The following is a 21,176-nucleotide window of genomic DNA, read 5'->3' on the forward strand; positions in this document are numbered from 1 at the left end:
CGCGGCCCGCGGCCCGCTCAAATGGCGTTCCATCCGTTATCCGAGGCCAGCACCACGCCGTTGATGTTCGTGCCGTCCCTGCTCAGCAGGAAGGCGATCCCCGCTGCGACCTCCTCTGCCTCGGCGATGGGCGGAACGTTCGCCTGCATAAACGGCCCCAGCACCTCGGCAGCCAGCCGGGACTTGAACTCGGCGTGGATATTGGTCCTCGTCCCGCCCGGGGCCACAGCGTTGACGCGGATTCCACGGCGCCCGTACATGACGGCTGAGCTGCGGGTGAGGCCATTCACCGCATGCTTGGACACGGTGTAGGCGGCCCCTGCCGCGGAACCGCGGAGGCCTGCCTCGGAGGAGACATTCACAATCGAGCCGTACCCCGCGGCCAGCATCAGCGGCACCACTGCCCTGGTAAGCCGCATGACGGCGGTCAGGTTGACGTTCAGCACGCGCTCCCACGTTTCGTCGTCGAGCTCGTGCACCGGCTGGAAGCTGTCCATGATCCCGGCGACATTCGCCAGCGCGTCAACCCGCCCCCCGGCAGCAGCCACGACGCTCTGCACCACAGCCTCGTTGCTGATGTCCCCGGCCACGGGTACGAAACCCAGTTCGGCGTACTCCGCCGCGAGGCTGTCCAGGCCCTCGGCGCTGAGGTCGCTGGCAATCACCCGGCCGCCTTCCCGGGCAACGCGAAGGGCGGTGGCACGCCCAATGCCGGAGGCGGCGCCGGTGACGATGACGGTCTGGCCCTCGAACCGGTGCGGAGTGATGTTTTCCTGCCAGGCAGCCATGTGATGCTCCTCGTATCGGACAACAGTTCTTGCTTCCGGCAACTGCGGGTGCTCTGCTGGAAGGGCGGGTACACAGCAAGCCCACCCCATCAGCATGGAGTCCCACAGCGAGCCGCCACAGGGCCGAAGGTCCCTGCGAAGGAGCGAGGAGCAATGGAGGAACCTGGAACCATCGTCGCCGGATACGACGGTTCGGCCGAAGCGGCCGCCGCCATCACGTGGGCAGCGCAACAGGCGGACCTGCGAGGCTGTCCCCTCCACGTCGTCCACGTTTCAATCTGGCCGCTGCTGACCCACAAACTGGGCCCCGTTCCAGGAGTAGCGGACAGCGGCCTGGAACGGTCAGCACAGGCGATCCTCGAGGAGGGCGTCGGCCGCGCCCAAGCCGCGGCACCCGGGCTGGACGTCCAGGGCACCCTGCTGCATGGGCTGCCCGCCTCGTACCTTGCCGAGATCTCTGCCGGCCAGGAGATGGTTGTTGTGGGCAGCCGGGGGCTGGGCGGATTCCTGGGGCTGCTGGTGGGTTCGGTGAGCCTGGAACTCGCCGCCACTGCTTCCTGCCCCGTAGCTGTGATCCGGCCGGACCTCCACCCTGGCGGGCCGGTCGTCGTCGCGGTTGACGCATCCGGTTCTCCCGCGGCCCTGGAGGACGCTTGCGCCTTGGCCTCGGCATGGCAGGCAAAGCTCAATATCGTCCACGTCCACCATGTGCCTGCCGGGTACGCGCAGCGGAACGGGCCCGACGCCGAGGCTGCCGCCGGCGAAGTGCTCCACGCCGCCCTCCACCGTGCCCGGGCGCTCGCACCCTACGTTGCCGTGGAGGGCAGGGTACTCACCGACGCGTCGGTCCCGCATGCCATCCTCAAAGCCTCGGACGACGCGCGGATGCTCGTCGTGGGAACCAAAGGCCACGGCTTTTTGCGGGAGACCATCGGTTCCACCGCCCATGCGGTCCTTCACCACGCGCGAGGCCCGGTCCTGATCTCCCGGCGGGGAACTGTCTGACCCGCTGCTCCGTTCCTGCGCCTGGCCCGAGCCAGGCCCTGGAGCCCCTGCCCTATGTTCCAGGCGAATCGGGCCGGACGGCCCTATGCCGTGCGTTCCGTGGAAGGGAAGCTGAAGGTACATCAGGCGTAAATCGGGAGGATCCCATGCTTGCCCTTCGGACATCAGTCCGGAAGCATCCGCTGTGGTGGTATTACGGCATTACTTTCCTCTTGTCATGGGGCAGCATTGTGCTGGCCGTATGGGCCTCCACCGGCGGCCTGTCGCCCACCCCGGAAGAGTTCCAGCTGACGGTCCCGGTCACCGTGCCTGCGATGCTGCTCGGGCCGGCTGTTGCCGGCCTGCTGCTGACGGGAGTCGTGTCCGGACGGGCAGGGTACCGCGAATTATGGTCGCGCCTGCAGAAGTGGCGCGTGGGCGGCCGCTGGTACGCCGTCGCCCTGCTGGTCGCGCCAGTGACGATGGCCGCCGTCGTGCTGGGCCTTTGGTTGTCCTCCGCGGATTACGCACCACGGATCGCCACGGCAGAAGACAAAGCCGGCACCATCGTCATGGCGCTTGTGCTCGGGCTGGTGGTCGGGCTCCTCGAAGAAATCGGCTGGACCGGGTTCGCCATCCCGAAGGCGCGCCGGCGCCTCAGCGTGCTCTGGACCGGAATCATGGTGGGAGTGCTGTGGGGTGTATGGCATTTCTTTGTGAGCTACTGGGGCGGCGGCGGGACAAACGGCGGCATACCGCTGGAGATCTTCCTGTCCCTATGGTTCGTCGCCGTGCTCGTGGGGCAGCTCACCGCCTACCGCGTGCTCATGGTGTGGGTCTACGACCACACCGGCAGCCTGCTCCTGGCAATGCTGATGCACGCCAGCCTCGCGACGTTCCAGTTCATCCTGAACCCCCTGACGCCCGGGATCCCCCAGCAGGTCTACCCGTGGGGCCATGCGGCAACAGCCTGGCTGGTCGTCGCCGTCGTCATGCTGGTCCGCCGCGGAGACCTGACACGGGGACCTGAGACCCTTTCGGCCCGGAAACCCATCCACCATTCTTGAGGGGACGTGGTCCGACGACGTTGCGGCCGTCCAGGAGGAAAGGATCCTGGGCCGCGAAGGCGTGTGGCAGTAGCGGGGTGTCAGGCGGGCCGGCCGCTCTTCCCCGGCCTATGCTGGCGAAGTGACCCCTGCACCGACCCCCAGCACGCTTGATGTCGTGGTGCATTCCGGACCGGCTGACTGGTGGGTGATCCTTGCCGGCCTCGGGCCGTTGGCCGTCCTCATCGCCGCCCTGCTCGCCTTCTACATCAACTGGCGCACGCTTAAGCAGCGCACCACAGCGGACAAGACGGCCCTGGACCAGAAGCGGGAAGCGGACGCCCGGGCCCTGATGCAGAAGACGGAAGCGGACAGCCGGGCCGAATGGTGGCGGCGGACCCAGTGGGCGCTGGACCGGGCGCTGGACCAGGACGAGGGAACGAAGGCCCTGGGACTGGCCACCCTGGAAGTGCTGGCCCGCAGCGAACTCGCGCGCACCGAGGAACTCGAGTTGTTCGACATCGCGTGGAAGAGCGTCTCCGGGGATGAGAACGGGGACGACCTCGGGGAGGAAGGAAACACCGGCGCGGAGATGCCGTTCATGGACGCCGGCCGCAACATGGGCGAGAATGGAACGACGGATGAAGACACAACCAAGGAGGCTGGACCATGAGCGCAGCGTCGCCTGAACACCGGTTTGTCCATCCTCCGCGGAGCACTTCCGCCAGTCCCGCCCCGAAGAAGGCCACCCCGGCTGAGCACCGGGTCCAGGTTGCGGCCGCCAGGCTGCGCGTCACGCTCGATCAGCGTCTGGGCCGCGAAACACCCGCAAAGACCAAGGCGCTGGCCAAGGAACCTATCTAGGTTCCGCTCGGATGGCTGTGGTACCCGACGCACAGCACGTGCTGGATTAGGTGAGTAGTGGCTGCAGTCCTCCTTGGATGGAATCCCAACGCATGGGACCGCTGGGACTACCGTGCCGCCGTCGAGCAGGTGGAACAGTCCGGGCGGTTCCTGCAGCGCTGGAGCATTGGCCACGCACTGCATGTCCGGCCGGGGGCTGAGGCCTGGCTCCTGGTAGAGGGCAGCACTGACGCAGGTTCCGGGCTCATCGGACATGGGGTGGTGGTGTCCGAACCCTACGCAACCATGCCACGAGGGGAACGCGAAGACGCCGGCTGGCACGTCAGCGTCGCTTTCGATGCCCTGCTCCCCCTCGGCGAGCAGATACCGCCGGAGGCCATCAGCCATGCCGTCCCCGGGATGGCCTGGCGCGACATCACCTTTCGTTCAGGCATGGACCTTCCACCAGGGGCGGAGCCTGGCCTTCGCCGGCTGTGGCGGGAGCAGGGGCCGTCCGCCGTTGTCCCTGCCCAAGTGGTTTCCGGGACCTATCCCCAGGCCGCGGTCAGCAGTATGGAGGTGAACCGCTACGAGCGGGACCCCGAAGCGCGCCGGATGTGCCTTGCTTTCCATGGAACGTCCTGCGCTGCCTGCGGGTTCTCTTTCGAGGCCTCGTACGGCGACACCGGCACAGGCTACATCGACGTCCACCACGTAGTGCCGCCGGAAATGCTCGGGGCCGGGTACCAGTTGGATCCCATTGTCGACCTTGTTCCGCTGTGCCCCAACTGCCACGCCCTGGCGCACCACGGGGTGACAGAACCACGCACAGTTTCGGAACTCCGGAACATCATCGCTGCTGCCGGCCACCTGAGGGGCGAGGCGGTAAGCCCCCGTGCCCTCCAGGCGCAGGATGACGCCCGGCGGATTCTCGAGGGCCGCCAGGACTGACCAGGTGGCCGTCCCTGAGCCTGCCCGGGGACCTTATGCCCTGTTTCCTCCGGCGGCTAAGCCGCATCCTAGTCGCGGGACCTGTAGGCGCAAGGAGCGGGAACAGCCATGCCAACAAGACGGAAAAGCAGTCGAACTGCCGGCGCACCCGCACGCGGCGGGCCGGGCGCCTTGAGCCCGGCCGGGGCCGCCTGCCGGTTCGGGTTCCGGGTGGCAGTGGCCACTGTCGGCGTGACAGTCCTGACATTTGCGCTTGCCCTGACGGCACTGCCGGACAAGGTCCCCTACCCGTTCACTGGCGACGGAATCCCTCAGCAATGGCCCGGAGACTATTACTGGCTGTTTCCGGCGATGGTCCTGATGCTGCTTTTCGTGGCGTTGGTTGCCGCGCTTCATCAGTACGCACCGGATAAAAGCAAGACCTACAGTTCGCTGGCGCTGTGCCTCGCGGTGATCGCGGCGACTGTCCTCCTGATCAACTACTACATCCAGGCAGTGGTCATGCCCACCAGCCTTGAAAAAGGGCAGCTTGACGGTTGGTCCATTTTCACGCAGTACAACCCCCACGGGATCTTCATTGCCTTGGAGGAACTGGGGTACCTGCTCATGACCCTGGTCTTCCTCTCCCTGGTGCCTGTGTTGTCCACCCGGACCAGGCTTGAGCGGAGTATCCGGTGGCTGTTCCTGGCCAGCTTCGCCGCGGCAGTGGCCTCCCTCGCTGTCGTGGTGGCGTTGCGCGGCATGAACCGGGAGGACGTCTTCGAAATCATCATCATCAGCATCGCCTGGCTGACGCTGATCGCCGGAGGGGTCCTCCTGGCTGTGCTTTTCAGGCGCGGACCGCAGGTGGCGTAAGCCTTCGACGGCGGCTCTGCCTGCCAACAGCGGTGCCCGCACGGCTCTTGCACACATTGTCCGCGGCCCCAGGAAACCCAGGTTTTCCAAACTCGCCCCTTGACGGCTGCAAAACGTTTTGCATATAGTGATGCAAGCAACATACAAAACGTTTTGCAAAGGAACGGTCGATGGCGACGAAGGTAAACATCCGGGACGTAGCGAAAGCTGCAGGCGTGTCCGTGACCACTGTGTCCCACGCCCTGAGCGAAGCGCACAGCTCCCGGGTGAACGCCCAAACTGTCGAGAACATCAAAGCCGTCGCCGGCGACCTCGGCTACGCGCCGAACCGTTTGGCGAGCGGACTGCGGAACCAGCGCTCCCAGATCCTAGGCCTTGTCAGCGACGAGATCACCACCACCCCCTTCGCCGGCGCCATGATCCAGGGCGCACAGGACGCCGCCTCAGAGCACGGACACCTGCTGATGGTGGTCAACTCCGGCCTCGACAATGAACTGGAGCGCCAGGAGATCCGGGCACTGCAGCAGCACCAGGTTGACGGAATCATCTTCGCCCGGATGTTCAACCAGCTGGTGTCCGTACCCGATGAACTCAGCGCGGTTCCCACCATCGTGCTGGACGCCACCACGGACAACCCCGGGCTGTCGTCGGTAGTGCCGGACGAATTCGGCGCCGGCGAGTCCGCTGCCGAACTCCTGGTGGCGGCAGGCCACCGCAGGATCGCCATGATCAACAACGAGGACGACATTCCTGCCGCCCACGAACGGCTCGCGGGTTTTCGTTCAGCCCTGGACCGCCATGGACTGGAGCTGCCGGCGGACCGCCTGGTGGCTGGGCATCCGAGCACTGCCGGCGGGCGTGCGGCTGCACTGGATCTGCTGTCCGGAACGGAACGGCCCACCGCGTTGTTCTGTTTCAACGACCAGATGGCCATGGGCGCCTACCAGGCAGCCGGCTATCTTGGCCTGGACATCCCGGCGGACCTCTCGATTGTGGGGGTGGACAACCTGGAACTGATTGCCGACGCCCTCTGGCCGGGGCTATCCACCATGGCCCTCCCCCACTATGAAATGGGCCGGTGGGTGGTCCATAAGCTGCTCAACGAACTTGAGAACCCCGGCGCACCCCGGGTGCATGAAAAGATCGCCTGCCCGCTGGTCGAGCGGGACTCCGTGGCCCCGCCCAGGAACTGACCTGCAGAGCCCCCGGGCCAGGTGCTGTTATCCGCTTTCCCTAATTCCCCCAAAAAAGATCGGGAACGCAGCCGTTGCAGCGGCCGCGTTCCCAGCAGGACCCCGTCACACCCCTCCACCCTGTCTAAGCAGAAAGACTGATCATGAACAAGAAGCTCACCAAGGTCCTGGCGACCAGCATAGCCGCCGTCGCCCTCACCGCCACCCTCGCCGGCTGCGGCAAGGGCAGCGCGTCCTCCTCCAGCGAAGGTTCCGGGGAGATTGCCCTTTGGACCCACAACGCCGGTAACCCGGACGAGCTGGCTGCGGTCCAGAAGATCGTGGACTCCTACAACGGCAGCCAGGACAAAGTGAAGATCAAGGTCCAGGCCTTCCCGCAGGACTCCTACAACGACTCTGTCGTTTCCGCCGCCGCCGCGGGGAACCTCCCCTGCATCGTGGACATCGATGGCCCCAACGTGCCGAACTGGGCGTGGGCCGGATACCTGAAACCCCTGGAACTGGATGCCGACCTTTCCAAGCAGCTCCCCAGCACAGTGGCTGAATGGGACGGAAAGCCCTACGCGGTGGGCTACTACGACGTCGCGCTGGCCATGATGGCACGCACCTCAGACCTGGAGGCCGCCGGGGTGCGGGCTGCCACCATCGAGCAGCCCTGGACCAAAGAGGAGTTCCAGGACGCCCTGACAAAGCTCAAGGCCCTCGGCAAGTGGGAGCACCCGCTGGACCTGGGCACCGCCGGCACCGGCGAATGGCTTCCGTACGCCTACTCCCCCTTCCTGCAGTCCTTCGGCGGAGACCTGGTCAACCGCGACGGCTTCCAGAGCGCCGAGGGCGAGCTCAACGGGGACAAGGCTGTGGCGTGGGCCGAGTGGTTCCGCGGCCTGGCCGACCAGGGATTCATGGCCAAGAAGAGCGGCAAGGATTCCACCCAGGACTTCCTGAACAACAAGAGCGCCATCGTCTACACCGGTTCATGGGCTGCGGACAAGGCCAAGGCCGCGCTCGGTGACGACCTGGTGGTTATGCCCCCTGTTGACCTGGGTGAAGGCCCCAAGATCGGCGGCGCCTCCTGGCAGTGGGGCGTCACCAGCGGCTGCAGCAATTCCGAGGCCGCCATGGACTACCTCTCCTACTCCCTGAAGCCGGAGAACATCGCCGCCGTCGCCAAAGCCACCGGAGCCATCCCCGCCAGCAATGAGGCGGCAGCCCTGATCCCGGCCTTCGCCGACGGCGGCGCCAACCGGATCTTCATGGACTTCTCACGTGAATACGCCGTCATGCGCCCCGAGACACCCGCCTACCCGTTCATCGCCACTGAATACGGCAAGGCCGTCCAGGACATCCTGAACGGTGCAGACCCGAAGTCCACCCTGGACAGCGCCGTGAAGGCGATAGACGCCAACATCAAGTCCAACGGCGGCTACAAGAAATAGCCGGAGCACGCCGGAGGGATGCGCCGCAGCGCGCCGCATCCCTCCGGCAGCCCGACCTACGGAGACCCCTCATGGCAACTTCCCACCTTCCCACCCGCCCACGTCCGGCCACCCCCGCAACTGCCGTGCCGCCGTCGAACGCTAAACCCGCCGCGCACCGCCGGCCCGGCTTCCGCCGGGACCAGCTCAGCGGCTGGGGCATGATCGCCCCCGCGGCGGTGCTCCTGCTGGCCTTCATCTTCATTCCGGCCATCCTGGGCTTCGGCCTGGCCTTCACCAACGCCCGGCTCATCTCGCCGCGGCCGGTGGAATTCGTGGGCGTGGACAACTTCGCCCGGCTCTTCACCGACCCCACGTTCTACCGCGCCCTGCTCAACGTCGCCTACTTCACCGTGGTCATCGTTCCGGTGCAGTCCGGCCTTGCCCTGGTGATGGCGCTGCTGATCAACAAGAAATTCCGCGGAGTGAACTTCTTCCGCACCGTGTACTTCCTGCCTGTGGTCACCTCCATGGTGGTGGTCTCGCTGCTGTGGCTGTTTATGTACCGCAAGGACGGCCTGATCAACGAGATCCTCGCCGCCGTCAGCTTCGGCCTGATCGACGGGCCGGACTGGCTGGGCGATCCCAACACTGCGATGCCGGCCATCATCATCCTGTCCATCTGGCAGGCCGCCGGCTTCCACATGATCATCTGGCTGGCCGGACTGCAGGGCATCTCCGGCGAGCTCTACGAGGCGGCGCAGCTGGACGGCACCAGCCGGTGGCAGCAGTTCCGCTACGTCACCTGGCCCGGCCTCTTCCACACCCGGAGCCTGGTGCTCGTGACCATCACCATCCAGGCCCTTGGCCTCTTCGACCAGATCAGCGTAATGACCCAGGGCGGGCCCATGGATTCCACCACAACCATCATTTACGAGGCAGTCCAGTCCGGCTACCGGCAGCAGGAAACCTCCTACGCCTCCGCCATCTCACTGGTGTTCTTCGTCCTCGTCCTGATCGTCTCCGTGGTGCAGCGCCACCTCACGCGGGAGAAAGACTGACATGAAAAACCAACTGCTCCTCAGAAGCGCCGGCACCATGCTGGTGCGCATCCTCTTCGCGGTCGTCGCTGCGTTCCCCATCGTCTTCATGCTGGTGTCCTCGCTGAAGCCGGACCAGCAGATCTTCGGCGACATGTCCTCGCTGGCCGCGTTCCTGCCCATCGGCAACATCTCCTTCGACAACTACGCAGCCGTGTTCGACCGCGTCCCGGCAGCCCGCTTCCTGCTCAACTCGGTGGGCGTCTCCGCCGTCACCGTTGTCCTGGGCATCTTCGTCAACAGCCTCTGCGCCTTCGCACTGTCCCGGATGCAGGTCCGCGGCAAGAAGATCGTGTTCACCGCCATCCTGGCCACGCTGATCGTGCCCTTCCAGACCCTCGCCCTGCCGCTGGTGTGGTGGGTCAACCAGCTCCCCTACTTTGAACTGAACGGCTTCAGCCTTGAATTCTCCAAGGGCTGGCTGGACACCTACCAGGTGCAGATCATCCCGTTCATCGCCAACGCCTTTTCCATCTACCTGTTCCACCAGTACTTCGAGTCCATCCCCAAGGAACTCGACGAGGCCGCCCGCATTGACGGGGCCGGCTGGTTCAAGATCTACCGCCAGGTGGTCATGCCGCTCTCCGGACCGGCGACGGCCACGGTGGCGATCCTGACCTTCCTGCCGGCCTGGAACTCCTACCTCTGGCCGCTGATGGTGGTCCAGTCCGAGGAACTGCGCCCGGTGATGATCGGCATCCAGTACTTCTTCCAGCTGAACGTTTCGTGGGGCGAGGTGATGGCATACGCTTCCCTGATCACCGTTCCGGTGGTGGTGCTTTTCATCGCCTTCCAGCGTTCGTTCGTCAACAGCATCGCCTCCAGCGGCGTAAAGGGCTAACCATGAATTCATTGACGACGGCGGCGGGCGCCACGTTGGCTGCCACCGACCAGTACCGGCCCGCGTTCCACTACACCGCCGAACGGAACTGGTTGAACGATCCGAACGGGCTGGTGTACCTCAACGGCACCTACCACCTCTTCTACCAGCACAACCCGTTCGGCGCTGACTGGGGCAACATGTCCTGGGGGCACGCCACCTCGCGGGACCTGCTGCACTGGGACGAGCAGCCCGTGGCCATTCCGTGCGACGAACACGAGGCCATCTTCTCCGGCTCGGCGGTATTCGATCAGCACAACACCAGCGGCCTCGGCACAGCGGCCAATCCCCCGCTGGTGGCCATTTACACCAGTGCCTACAGTGACGCCGCGCCGCTTCCGGGCCGGCAGGCGCAGTCGCTCGCCTACAGCCTCGACGAAGGCCGGACCTGGACCAAGTACCACGGCAATCCCGTGCTGGACCGCGCGTCCGCTGACTTCCGCGATCCAAAGGTTTTTTGGTACGACGGCGGCGCCGGAAGTTACTGGGTGATGGTCGCCGTCGAGGCGGTGCAGCGCCAGGTAGTGCTGTACAAGTCGGCCGACCTGAAGGCGTGGGAACACCTGAGCACCTTTGGCCCTGCCAACGCCACCGGCGGCGTCTGGGAATGCCCGGACCTGTTTGAGCTGCCCGTGGACGGGAATCCGGAGGACAACCGGTGGGTCCTCATTGTGAACATCAACCCGGGCGGCATTGCCGGCGGCTCCGCGGGACAGTACTTCGTGGGAGAGTTCGACGGCGTGGCGTTCCATTCCGGATCGACGGTCACCGAGGGCCTCCAGAAGGACAGCAGCCGGATGCGGGAGTACGGCTGGCTGGACTGGGGGCGGGACTACTACGCCGCCGTTTCGTTCAGCAACGTGCCGGACGGGCGCCGGATCATGATCGGCTGGATGAACAACTGGGACTACGCCCGCGAGACGCCCACCGGCGGCTGGCGCAGCGCCATGTCCCTGCCGCGGGAGGTGTCGCTGACCCGGGTAGACGGGAAAGTGATGCTTCGGCAGCAAGCCATTGATCCGTTGCCGGAGCGGGAAACAGGGCACGTCCGGCTGGGGCCGCAGCCCTTGGCGTCCGGCGTTCTGGACGTCCCGGCCGCCGCATCCGTGGCGCGGATCGACGTTGAGCTGGAGCCGGGCGCCGCCGCGGGAGTGGGACTGGTGCTTCGGGCGGGGGACGATGAGCGGACGGTCCTCCGCTACGACACTTCGGACGGGATGCTGCGGCTGGACCGCCGCGAATCCGGGCAGGTTGCCTTCCACGAAACCTTCCCGTCGATTGAAGCCGTGGCCGTGCCCTTGCAGGGAGGCCGGCTGCGCCTGCGGGTCTACCTGGACCGCTGCTCGGTGGAGGTTTTCGCCCAGGACGGGCTCGCCACGCTCACTGACCTGGTGTTCCCCGGGGAGGCGAGCACGGGCCTGGCCATCTTCGCCGAAGGTGAGGGGGCGCACCTCGTGGTGCTCGACGTCGTCGGCCGTTGAACCTTCCGGGAGTACGGTCTTAGTTCATGCCTGCGTAACGTCCACGCCACCTGTTCGCTGTTCTTGGTTTCATCTGGATCCCGAGACTTGGTGTGCCCTTTCACCGGGCACCCCCCAACTTGGAGATTGACAGATGAAATACGCAAAGCTGCTGACCGCTGCGGCCATATGCACAGGAATGGCGCTGGGAACATCCCTTCCGGCCCAGGCCGCCGACACCAACCCCAACGGCACGGACAACCACTTTGACCTCCAGGCGCACCGCGGCGGGCTGGGACTGACCGTGGAGTCCACCCTGGCGTCCTTCGCCAAGGGCATCGAAACAGGTGTCTCCACCCTTGAACTGGACCTGCAGATCACCAAGGACGGCCGCGAAGTCGTCACGCATGACCGGAAGATCAGCGACAAGAAGTGCGCCGACACCGCCCCCGTCACCCCCGGAGACCCGCAGTTCCCGTACGTTGGCAAGTACATCAAGGACCTCACCTTCGACCAGGTCCGCAGCCTGGACTGCGGCTCAAAGACCCTGCCGCAGTTCCCGGGCCAGCAAGCGTCCCCAGGCGCCAAGATGCCTACCCTCGCCGAAGTTTTTGCCCTGGTGGACTCCTACCGGGCAAGCCAGGTGAAGTTCAACATCGAGACGAAGGTGGAGGCCGGCGCGCCCGAGCAGACCGCTCCCCGGGAACAGTTCGTAAACGTGGCACTGAAGGAAATCAAGGCTGCCAACATGCAGTCCCGCGTTTCCATCCAAAGCTTCGACTGGGGCGCACTCCGGCTCGTCCAGGAGATGGACCCGCAGATCCGCACCGTAGCCCTGACCAACAAGGACTTCCTGCAGGCCGGCAAGCCCGGCAGCTCACCCTGGTTGGGCGGCATTGACTCAGACGACTTCGGCGGTGACCTGGTGGACGCGGCCGCGTCCCTGGGCTTCGACGCCGTTTCCCCCGTCCACGGCACGCCCCAGAACGGAACCGTCACCGACCCCGGCTACGTCCCGTATGTCACGGCGGACATGGTGAGCCGGGCACACGCCAAGGGCATGCAGGTCATTCCCTGGACGGTGGACGACAAGCCCACCATGCGTGCACTCATCGACACCGGAGTGGACGGCATCATCACTGACTACCCGGACCGCCTTCGCGACGTCATGGCCGAGTACTCCATGAAGCTTCCGAAGAAGTCCTCGCTGGAACCCGGAGCTGCCCGGCCGTAAAGCCGGTGCCAGCACCAAGCGGGCCCTGCACGGTATTCCGTGCAGGGCCCTTTTCTTGGCAAAAATGTGAATCACAACGCTCAGTTCGCGCCCGCCGGGGTTATCCTCAAAGTGCGTCTCCGGTTGCGGGGGCATTCGGGCGGGGGCTAGGCGCAATCGCGGTTTCACGGCCGCGGGTCGGTTTCATGTTTGTATTCACACCGGGGAAACCCGGCGGAAGCCAAAGGAAACGTGCATGGGCCGCCGACGCGCAGCAACTGACCCGATTTATCCACGCTGGATCTGGACTGCCGCAGCGGCAGCCGTGGCACTCCTGATCGTAGGCGCCGCATTCGTGCTGCGGGCGGTGATTTTTCCCGCCGATTCAGGAGAGGGCGGCGCATATGGGACACCTCCAGTAAGTGAATCCCTGGCGCAGGACAGCCCTCCCGCTGCCGCCGGGAGCGCTCCCTGCATCCCCTTGAATATCCTCACTTCGCTGGAAAACGCGGACATGGTCCGTGCCCTGGCCGGCGAGTACACGGCGAAACCCCGGAGCGTGGACGGCAAATGCGTGGCTCCTGCAGTGATGCAGGAAAAATCGGGTGTCGCTGCCGGCAAGGTTGCTGCACAATTCCCCGGTGTGCCGGCAGGTGACAGGCCCGCCATCTGGCTGCCGGACTCCTCCGCGTGGTTAAGAATCGCACGGGAAGGTGCCGGTGGGAGCCTTGTCCCTGAGGAAGGAACCAGCCTCGCCCGGAGTGCCATTGTGGTGGCTATGCCGGAGACCATGACCGCCGCGCTCGGCTGGGACAGCAACCCGCCGTCGTGGTCTGAGGTCTTCCGGATGGCCGGGGAACAGGATGTGTGGGAACGCCAGGGCCATGGCGACTGGGGAAAGTTCAAGTTCGGCAAGGCCAGCCCGCTCGTCTCGACGTCGGGCTTGATGGCCCTCGCAGCTTCCTACGGTGCCGCCGGCGGCAGCGTGGGAGGTTTGGAGGGCATGGATCTGAACGCACCATCGCTGGTGGAGAAGGTGCGCGACGTGGAGCTCGGCACCAGCCACTACATGGCCACTCCCGAGCATTTCCTGTGGCACGCCAGGCAGGCTGACGACGCCGGGCGGGTCTCGGAGTTCCTTTCCGCGGTGATCGTGGATGAAAAGTCTGTTTGGGACTACAACCGGGGAGTCGTCAGCGAGGACGGCAAAACGAAGCAATCCGGTCCCGCGCCGAAGGAACCCCTTCGCGCCATTTATCCGGACGACGGCGTGCACGTAGCGGACAACCCCGCAGTAATCCTTAACGGTGATTGGGTGGGGCGCCAGCAGCGCATGGCGGCCGAGGACTTTCTCGCGTTCGCAGTAACGGAACAGGGCCAACACGTTGTGAAGGCATCCGGGTACCGCAGCATCCAGGGGAAGCTGGATGCCGGCGTGGCCGCGACCGGACGGTACGCTGAGACGCTCCAGCCGCTGCCGCTTCCCAAGGGCAAGGTGCTCAACGACATCAAGGACAGCTTCGCCGATGTCCGGAAGCGGGCCAGGGCCCTGTTCCTGCTGGACGTCTCGGAGTCCATGGTGCAGGAAACCGGAGTGACCAAGCTGCAACGGGCCAAGGACGCCGTACTCAAGGCGCTGGACCACTTCGTCGGCGAAGATGAGATTGGGCTTGCGGCCTTCTCCCACGTGGGCGACGGTCCCCTGACACCGGGCATCGTAAGCCCCGTAGCTCCCTTTGCAACCAACAAGGACGACCTCAAGGCCAAGCTCGCTGAACTTAAGGCCGTAGATGCTACGCCTCTTTTTGAAGCGGTGAGCCGCTTCGCGGGCGAACAAGCGAAGGAATACAAGGACAGCTTCATCAACACCATCGTGCTTTTGAGCGACGGAAAAAACGACACCACCCATCCGGGGGACCTGAAGGGTCTCTCGGAACAGTTGAGCCGTCAGAACCACTCCACGCCGGTCCTGGTTTTTACCCTCGCTTACGGTCCCGACGCCGATGTCCCCACCCTTAGGGAGATCGCTAAGGCCAGCGGGGCCCACTACTATGACGCCACCGATCCAAACAGGCTCGAAGAGGTGCTCAGCGAACTGGTGACCAGTTTCTAGGGCCGCCCGCCACGAGATCTGGCGACTGCTACGCGCAATCCATCGGCACACAACCGGGGCGCGTCAACGGCGAAAGCCTCCCTCAGACCTCGTATGCAGGCGCGCCTATTGGGACGATCCGGTTCGGCTCGCGTCCGAAGCCCTCAACCACCAGGCGGTCGTCGTAAGCCTGGACAGTCGCATATGAATTCACCGTCGTGTCGAGCATGCCCTTGAAAGTCATGAAGTGGGTGCCACCGGCGAAGCCGTAGTTGCCTGCATGGTTGTGGCCGTTGAACCAGGCGACCACATTGTCGTACGAGGTCACCAGGTCCACCAGTGTGGTGTCGTTGTAGGCATTGTGCTGGTCAAGGGGGAAGACAGGGTGGTGCGCGTTGAGCACAACCTTTTCGCCGTTGTGGCGAGCGAGTTCAAGGGTCTGCTCAATCCAGGCGAGCTGCTCCGGACCAACACCGCCGTTCCAGGTCTGTCCGTTCGGCTTGCCAGCCGCCTGCAGTTCGGCCCGCATCTTTTCGGCCAGTACGTAGTTGGCGGAACCTTCGGGGTTGCCGTAGGTGCTGACGTCGTTCGTGTCCACGATGATGAATCGCCAACCGTTGCGGCGAAACTGGTGGTACGACGCCGGCATGTTCATGGTGCGCAGCACCTCCTCGCGGGGCATCTGGAAGTCATGGTTGCCGAGTACGTGGTACTTCGACATCCGCAGCTGCTCCCAGATGGGCATCACGGCATCGAAGCTCTCCGGAAACTCGTCGACGAAGTCGCCGAGGTGCAGCGCGAAGCGGAGGTCTTCCTCATTGAGGGTGGCCACCGCCTCCTGCAGCTTGCTGATGGACTGCCGGTAGAGCCGGACACCGCGGTCGGGCTTGTCAGCGTACTGGCAGTCGGCGATGACTCCGAACCGCAATGGCGGCTCGGCGCCGCGGGTAGTTGCGGCTGCTGCTGGGGCCCCGGCGACGGCGAAAGCGGCGGCCGCACCGGCACTCATGCCCAGGAAGCTGCGGCGGCTCTGGCCATGGCTGATGTGGGATGCGGGGAACTGGATCGGCATCGTGAGCTCCTGGGTGATAGGGAAAGGAACAGCACGAGCCAAGCAGCGCCAGGTGACGCTGCGGCAACGCAGCAGGGGCTACACCGTAAACTTCGGCCAAAGTCCCAAGGGACAACAAAAAATGGTGCCGTGGCAGTTCGGCGGGCCGCGATGCTGTGTCTTGACCAAATGAAAGGGTGGCCGACGGCGGCAGCGCGTGCCATCCACCAGCGACTCCACCCGCACCGTCATGGTGCGGGCTATTGCCTACCCAGGTCCCCGACGGGCACGCCTACTCCCTTCCGAAGGGCCGATGCCAGCGCCGGACAAAATCTTCATGGGTCCGGGGACACCGCCGTCGAACGGGTAGATAGGCTGGGTGGATGGCGACAGTTATTCTCGTGCGGCACGGCCGCACCACAGCCAATGCCACTGGACTGCTGGCCGGGCGGGCCGCCGGTGTCAGCCTGGACCAGATCGGGCGCGAGCAGGCGGCCTTGACCGGAGAACGGCTCGCGGCAGTGCCCGTAGTTGGGGTGGTGTCGAGCCCTCTCGAGCGTTGCCAGCAAACTGCCCAGCTCATCCTCGACCGCCAGACCGGCAATCCGTACGCGCCGGTGGAACCCGATCTCACCGAGTGCGATTACGGCCAGTGGCAGGGCCGCATGCTCAGTGATCTCGCAACCGAAGACCTGTGGTCCGCTGTGCAGTCGCAGCCGTCCGCCGTCGTCTTTCCCGGCGGTGAATCCATGGCCGGGATGCAGGCTCGGGCGGTAGCAGCGATTCGGCGCCACGATGCAGCCTTCGAAGCCGAGTACGGGCCGGGAGCCGTTTGGGTGGCGGTGAGTCACGGTGACGTCATCAAATCAATTGTTGCCGACGCGCTTGGCATGCACCTCGACCTGTTCCAGCGCATTAACGTGGGCCCTGCCTCGGTATCGATCGTGCGCTACGGCGCCACACGACCAAGCGTCTACGCGACCAACACCGATGGCGGGGATCTGTCCTGGCTGTCGAACGGCATCCAGTCCGTCGACGCGCCGGTGGGCGGCGGTGCAGGGCAAGGGGCGCCATGAAGCGCCTGTGCCTAGAATGCTCTTATGCCTACACGTGTTCATGAGTTCGACTGGCCTGATCGGGTCGTCGTTGGCACCATTGGCCTTCCGGGGGCACGAACGTTCTACCTGCAGGTGCGGGCAGGGACTCAGATCGTGAGTATCGCCATGGAGAAACAGCAGTCGGCCCTGCTTGCGGAGAAGATCGACGAAATCCTCGACCAGCTTCTCAACATCGAGGGCAACCCCCACAGCGTTCCCACCAGCACTCCCGTTGAACTGGTTGACAATGACCAGCTCGAGGCCGTTCAGGAGCAGTTCCGGACGGGCGCCATGAGTTTGGGCTGGGACCCGACGACGGCGCAGGTCGTGATCGAGGCCTACCCGATCACCGATGTCGACGCTGATAACGACGACGAATTGCTTGATGAGGATGACGCCGACGTGCCCGAAATGCTACTGGTGCGGATGCCGGTTGGCACCGCCCGCGCATTTGCCAAGCGCACGCGGGAGGTTGTGGGCGCCGGGCGTCCTGCGTGCCCGCTCTGCGGTTACCCCGTAGACGCGGACGGGCATGTCTGCACTTTGCCCGAGGCCTGATGCCGGCGCCTGACCTGGTGACGGCCGAACTGACGCTCACCGGGCGCATTACGACGGCGTCGAACGCCACCTTCGTGGGCAGCATCGGCAACACGACAGTTGTCTATAAGCCCATAGCCGGGGAGAAACCGCTGTGGGATTTTCCCGACGGCGTCCTTGCCCACCGGGAGGTTGCCGCCTACCTGGTCTCGGAGGTCCTCGGCTGGAACGTGGTGCCTCGCACCTGGCTGCGCGATGGCCCGTTCGGCGAAGGGATGGTGCAGCTGTGGCAGGAGACAGACGCCGGCCAGAACGCCGTGGACCTCATTGCGTCGGACGACGTACCGGAGGTCGGTTGGAAACACGTCCTTGAGGGGCAGGATGAGAACGGACGGATGGTCGCCCTCATCCATGAGGACTCTCCGGCGCTCAGACGCATGGCGGTGTTCGACGTCGTCGTAAACAATGCCGACCGCAAAGGCGACCACATCCTTGCCATGGCGGGCGGCCACCGGCACGGCGTGGACCACGGGCTTACCTTTCACCGTGACAACAAGCTGCGCACGGTGCTGTGGGGGTGGCTGGGAGATGCCCTGACCGTCGAGGAACTTGAGGGCATCGACCGTGTCAGCGAAGGACTGGACGGTGAGCTGGGCCGAAACCTGGCGGACCTGCTCAGCGCCGAAGAAGTCGCCTCGCTCGCCGCGCGCTGCGCCCGGTTACGCTCGGCGGGTAGGTTCCCGGCTCCGAGCGGTGAGATGTCGGCGGTGCCCTGGCCGCTGTTCTGAGGGAATCACGCTACGGGCTTCGCAAACTGGTGCACAAAAAATGTCACACCCTCCTTCAATAATGGCTACATGGCAAGCGAAGCGGTGGAAAAGGCTTTTGGGGCGATCGACGACGCGATTGCCATAATTCGCGCCGAAGTCGCCCGGCCCCATTGCGGGCCGGCGTCGGACACCGACCCTCTGGCCGCCGTGGCTGATGAGTGCTTGGACGTCCTTGCCGGGAGCGCACGGGCTGAGGCCCAAATCGCGGGATTGAAGGCGGAGGCAGCGGCCACCTATGCGGACTCGGCGCGGGCGGCAGCGCCTCTGGACATGCCGGTCCAGGCCCAGGAAATGGCGATAGCGGCCGAGGTGGGCTGCGTCCTGGCCATCGGCGATCGGGCCGCAGGCATGCTGCTGGTACAATCCCATGCTCTGGCTACGTCCCTACCCCGGACCCTGTCAGCCCTGCAGGCGGGAACCGTTTCGTGGCAACACGCCAAGGTAATGGTGGACGAAACCGCCACCCTCGACCGCGACGCAGCGCGGGCACTTGAAGCCCACTTCCTCGGGGATGATGCGGCCACTCCTGCCCGCGGCTGTCCGGCCGGCGAGATGCCCGCCTTCAGGTTCCGGCGGAAGGCCAGGACCTGGCGCGAACGGCACCACCCCGACAGCATCGAAAAACGCCATGCTAAAGGAGTGCAGGACAGATGCCTGGAATACACCCCGGAGCAGGACGGCATGGCGCGGGTGTCTGCCTACCTGCCGGCGGACCAGGGGGCTGCGATCTGGAACCGCATTACCGCCATCGCCCGGGGCCTGCAGGGGCCTAACGACGCCCGGACGCTCACCCAGTTGCGGGCAGACGTATTCGCAACGGCAGCCCTGCGCAGCGACAACGGCTGCACCCGCTGCAGCAACGGCGTCAGCGCCGCGACCGGGGCTGGGCCGGATGCAGGGGCCAGCGGTCTTGCCGATGTACCTACGCCCCGGGCCGAAATCCTGGTTACCGTTCCTGTCTTCTCCCTGCTCGGGGCGACGGAGGAGCCGGCCATGCTCGACGGGTTTGGACCCATTCCTGCCTCCATGGCACGGAATCTGGTGGCCAACGGAGCGGACTCGTTCCACCGGGTGCTCGTGGATCCACGGGACGGGGCACCCCTGGAAATCGGCCGCACCAGTTACCGGCTCACGAAGGCCATGCGGAACTGGCTACGGATGCGCGACGGCAAATGCCCGTTCCCAGGGTGCAGCAACCATTCCCTGGACAACGAGGCAGACCACCTCCTGGCCTGGCATCACGGCGGAACCACCGGGATCAGCAACCTGGGACAGCCCTGTCCACGGCACCACAGACTCAAACACGCCAGCGGCTGGAGACCGACGCCGGCAACAAAAAATGAGCCGCCCGGCTGGGTCTCACCATCAGGACGGAACTACAAAAGCGAACACCAGGACTGGGAGCCGCCCCACTGGCCGCGCACGCTCGCGCCGGAAGCCGGCGAATGGAAACCACAACGGCCCTACCCGCCTATGCCCACCGCCCTGGGCGGGACCGCGGACTACCTTAAGGTACCGCCGTCTGCCGCAGAACAGTTCCTGCGCGCCTACCTCGATGCCAACTAACTGCCGGCAAAGCACAAGGGACCACGCACAAATCGTGCGGAGTTGTGAGATTCCGATCTACTTGACCCATTCCTCATAGCTGACCCCATTATTTCCGCAAGTGTTCCTAGGACTCGTGATGGCGACGTTCCACCCTAGTTGACCTTTTCTGCTGCACGGCAGCAAACTATCGCGTAGGCCCGCTGCTGGGCGGCCACCCAGAATGGGGTGCGCACCGGCGACCGGACCACGGATCGGCACGCAGATGGGCCGCACCCTTGCCTAGGCCGATGTGCCCGAGCCCTACCCGCGGCTGCACCCAATGTCGGAACAAGGTTCAATCCGAAGTCGTCTAGTCAACTGCGATTCATTCATCTGCCAATAGACGCGCGACTGGCTGCCCCGCGTTTCCCTTCCAGCGGGTCCCCCATACATCGGTGAAAGCGAAGTTGACCACGTCAAAACCATCGAGTGATCCTCGTTTAGCAATGCATTGTGAGCTGCTTCCATCCGCAGATCCTCCCGGAAGAACATTACCCATAGAAAATTGCTTATGCTGCCCGCTCGCTTCTCCCGATACGGCAAGATGCGGAACGAAGACGATTAGTTGAAATATGGGGAAGGGGCCGGCGTTCTGGACAGTCCACTGAAATCTTGTTGTCCAACTTTTTGATGGCGGCTGATCAGTCGAACCAGTTACCGGATCATCGTCCGGAGTGGAGGAGGCTGTCGATACAACTGCCACTGCTTGGGCGTGTCGAAGGCGCTCGACCTGTTCTTGCTCATACCTTAGTCGCTGGTCGTTTTTGAAGGTGAAAACGGCCCAGGCGAACCCAAGGCCCGTTACAATGACGCCCGCCCACGTACCCATGGCATCCCAGGCCGGACCGGCTGGTCGGGCCCCCGAGATCCACCCAATTGTCGTGAAAAGGAAGAGACCGAAGAGCACCAAGGAAATGACGACAAGAGTTTTCCTTTCAGGATCCCAGCCGCGGAGTCTGGCCCGCCACTCATGGACAATGGAATTTCCAGAATCTGGCGTGCGATGACTCAATGAAAAGAAACTCCTTCAAAAATTCGACAAGCAAACCTGGTGTTTACTACATAATGGCAGGCTCTAGGCCAACTGGTGGGCTCTTGGGACTAGACGTCGCCGTGACTCCATACACGCGCTATGCACCGGTATCTACATCTGCAATGCTCAAATACAAACCCCTAGACCATATCCGGCCTGTGAGGTGGGCATCGTACAGCGACTTTGAACGACTGACTTACTTGGTCTCAAGGAGCACCCCT

General features: G+C 64.6%; 20 protein-coding genes. 17 read left to right on the top strand and 3 right to left on the bottom strand.

Annotated elements, in window-relative coordinates; all coding sequences use genetic code 11:
* Positions 1–17 precede the first annotated feature (17 nt).
* Positions 18–788 carry an SDR family NAD(P)-dependent oxidoreductase gene (locus SMD14_RS11190; protein ID WP_157242006.1) on the bottom strand — a complete coding sequence of 257 codons (771 nt, stop codon included), beginning with the start codon at positions 786–788 and terminating at the stop codon, positions 18–20.
* Positions 789–941: 153 nt separating this feature from the next.
* Here SMD14_RS11190 and SMD14_RS11195 point away from each other — a divergent pair, with 153 nt between their 5' ends.
* From SMD14_RS11195 to SMD14_RS11255, 13 genes are all read left to right on the top strand, one after another.
* Positions 942–1,793: a universal stress protein gene (locus SMD14_RS11195; RefSeq protein ID WP_157242005.1), complete on the top strand. Its 852-nt coding sequence runs from the start codon at positions 942–944 to the stop codon at positions 1,791–1,793.
* A 146-nt stretch (positions 1,794–1,939) separates the two neighbouring features.
* On the top strand, positions 1,940–2,839 hold the full coding sequence (locus SMD14_RS11200) for a CPBP family intramembrane glutamic endopeptidase (RefSeq protein WP_321213677.1): 900 nt from the start codon (positions 1,940–1,942) through the stop codon (positions 2,837–2,839).
* Positions 2,840–2,960: 121 nt separating this feature from the next.
* The gene (locus tag SMD14_RS11205) at positions 2,961–3,491 is read left to right on the top strand and encodes a hypothetical protein (protein WP_321213678.1); all 531 of its coding nucleotides are present in this window, start codon (positions 2,961–2,963) and stop codon (positions 3,489–3,491) included.
* Positions 3,488–3,682: a hypothetical protein gene (locus SMD14_RS11210; RefSeq protein ID WP_321213679.1), complete on the top strand. Its 195-nt coding sequence runs from the start codon at positions 3,488–3,490 to the stop codon at positions 3,680–3,682. The genes SMD14_RS11205 and SMD14_RS11210 overlap by 4 nt, the downstream gene beginning before the upstream one ends.
* Before the next feature lie 57 nt (positions 3,683–3,739).
* Positions 3,740–4,612: an HNH endonuclease gene (locus tag SMD14_RS11215; RefSeq protein ID WP_321213680.1), complete on the top strand. Its 873-nt coding sequence runs from the start codon at positions 3,740–3,742 to the stop codon at positions 4,610–4,612.
* Positions 4,613–4,720: 108 nt separating this feature from the next.
* Positions 4,721–5,467 (top strand): hypothetical protein, encoded by a 747-nt coding sequence (locus tag SMD14_RS11220; RefSeq protein ID WP_321213681.1) that lies wholly within the window; start codon positions 4,721–4,723, stop codon positions 5,465–5,467.
* A 170-nt stretch (positions 5,468–5,637) separates the two neighbouring features.
* A complete protein-coding gene (locus SMD14_RS11225) occupies positions 5,638–6,660 on the top strand; it encodes a LacI family DNA-binding transcriptional regulator (protein ID WP_321213682.1) in 1,023 nt (340 codons plus the stop codon).
* Positions 6,661–6,803: 143 nt separating this feature from the next.
* Positions 6,804–8,096 (top strand): sugar ABC transporter substrate-binding protein, encoded by a 1,293-nt coding sequence (locus SMD14_RS11230; protein WP_321213683.1) that lies wholly within the window; start codon positions 6,804–6,806, stop codon positions 8,094–8,096.
* Between the two features lie 71 nt (positions 8,097–8,167).
* On the top strand, positions 8,168–9,136 hold the full coding sequence (locus SMD14_RS11235; RefSeq protein WP_321213684.1) for a sugar ABC transporter permease: 969 nt from the start codon (positions 8,168–8,170) through the stop codon (positions 9,134–9,136).
* A gap of 1 nt (position 9,137) precedes the next feature.
* On the top strand, positions 9,138–10,016 hold the full coding sequence (locus SMD14_RS11240) for a carbohydrate ABC transporter permease (protein ID WP_104998153.1): 879 nt from the start codon (positions 9,138–9,140) through the stop codon (positions 10,014–10,016).
* Between the two features lie 2 nt (positions 10,017–10,018).
* Positions 10,019–11,536: a glycoside hydrolase family 32 protein gene (locus SMD14_RS11245; RefSeq protein ID WP_321213685.1), complete on the top strand. Its 1,518-nt coding sequence runs from the start codon at positions 10,019–10,021 to the stop codon at positions 11,534–11,536.
* Between the two features lie 133 nt (positions 11,537–11,669).
* Positions 11,670–12,749, top strand: a complete 1,080-nt coding sequence (locus SMD14_RS11250) for a glycerophosphodiester phosphodiesterase (RefSeq protein WP_321213686.1) — start codon at positions 11,670–11,672, stop codon at positions 12,747–12,749.
* A gap of 235 nt (positions 12,750–12,984) precedes the next feature.
* On the top strand, positions 12,985–14,841 hold the full coding sequence (locus SMD14_RS11255; RefSeq protein ID WP_321213687.1) for a substrate-binding domain-containing protein: 1,857 nt from the start codon (positions 12,985–12,987) through the stop codon (positions 14,839–14,841).
* A gap of 82 nt (positions 14,842–14,923) precedes the next feature.
* Here SMD14_RS11255 and SMD14_RS11260 read toward each other — a convergent pair whose 3' ends face one another.
* Positions 14,924–15,892, bottom strand: a complete 969-nt coding sequence (locus tag SMD14_RS11260; protein ID WP_157241995.1) for a metallophosphoesterase — start codon at positions 15,890–15,892, stop codon at positions 14,924–14,926.
* A 362-nt stretch (positions 15,893–16,254) separates the two neighbouring features.
* On the opposite strand from SMD14_RS11260, the gene SMD14_RS11265 reads away from it, so the two are divergent.
* The 4 genes from SMD14_RS11265 (at position 16,255) to SMD14_RS11280 (ending at position 19,901) form a co-directional block, all read left to right on the top strand.
* Positions 16,255–16,947, top strand: a complete 693-nt coding sequence (locus SMD14_RS11265) for a histidine phosphatase family protein (protein ID WP_321213688.1) — start codon at positions 16,255–16,257, stop codon at positions 16,945–16,947.
* 24 nt (positions 16,948–16,971) lie between these two features.
* Complete coding sequence (locus tag SMD14_RS11270) at positions 16,972–17,526, top strand: DUF3090 domain-containing protein (protein WP_321213689.1); 555 nt, start codon at positions 16,972–16,974, stop codon at positions 17,524–17,526.
* Entirely contained in the window at positions 17,526–18,293 is a 768-nt protein-coding gene (locus SMD14_RS11275) for an SCO1664 family protein (protein WP_321213690.1), read from the top strand. The genes SMD14_RS11270 and SMD14_RS11275 overlap by 1 nt, the downstream gene beginning before the upstream one ends.
* A gap of 69 nt (positions 18,294–18,362) precedes the next feature.
* Complete coding sequence (locus SMD14_RS11280; protein WP_321213691.1) at positions 18,363–19,901, top strand: DUF222 domain-containing protein; 1,539 nt, start codon at positions 18,363–18,365, stop codon at positions 19,899–19,901.
* 346 nt (positions 19,902–20,247) lie between these two features.
* Here SMD14_RS11280 and SMD14_RS11285 read toward each other — a convergent pair whose 3' ends face one another.
* Positions 20,248–20,934, bottom strand: coding sequence for a hypothetical protein (locus tag SMD14_RS11285; RefSeq protein ID WP_321213692.1), 687 nt, complete (start codon positions 20,932–20,934; stop codon positions 20,248–20,250).
* Positions 20,935–21,176: the final 242 nt, after the last annotated feature.

The sequence above is a fragment of the Pseudarthrobacter oxydans genome (genome assembly GCF_034258515.1).
GTDB lineage: Bacteria > Actinomycetota > Actinomycetes > Actinomycetales > Micrococcaceae > Arthrobacter.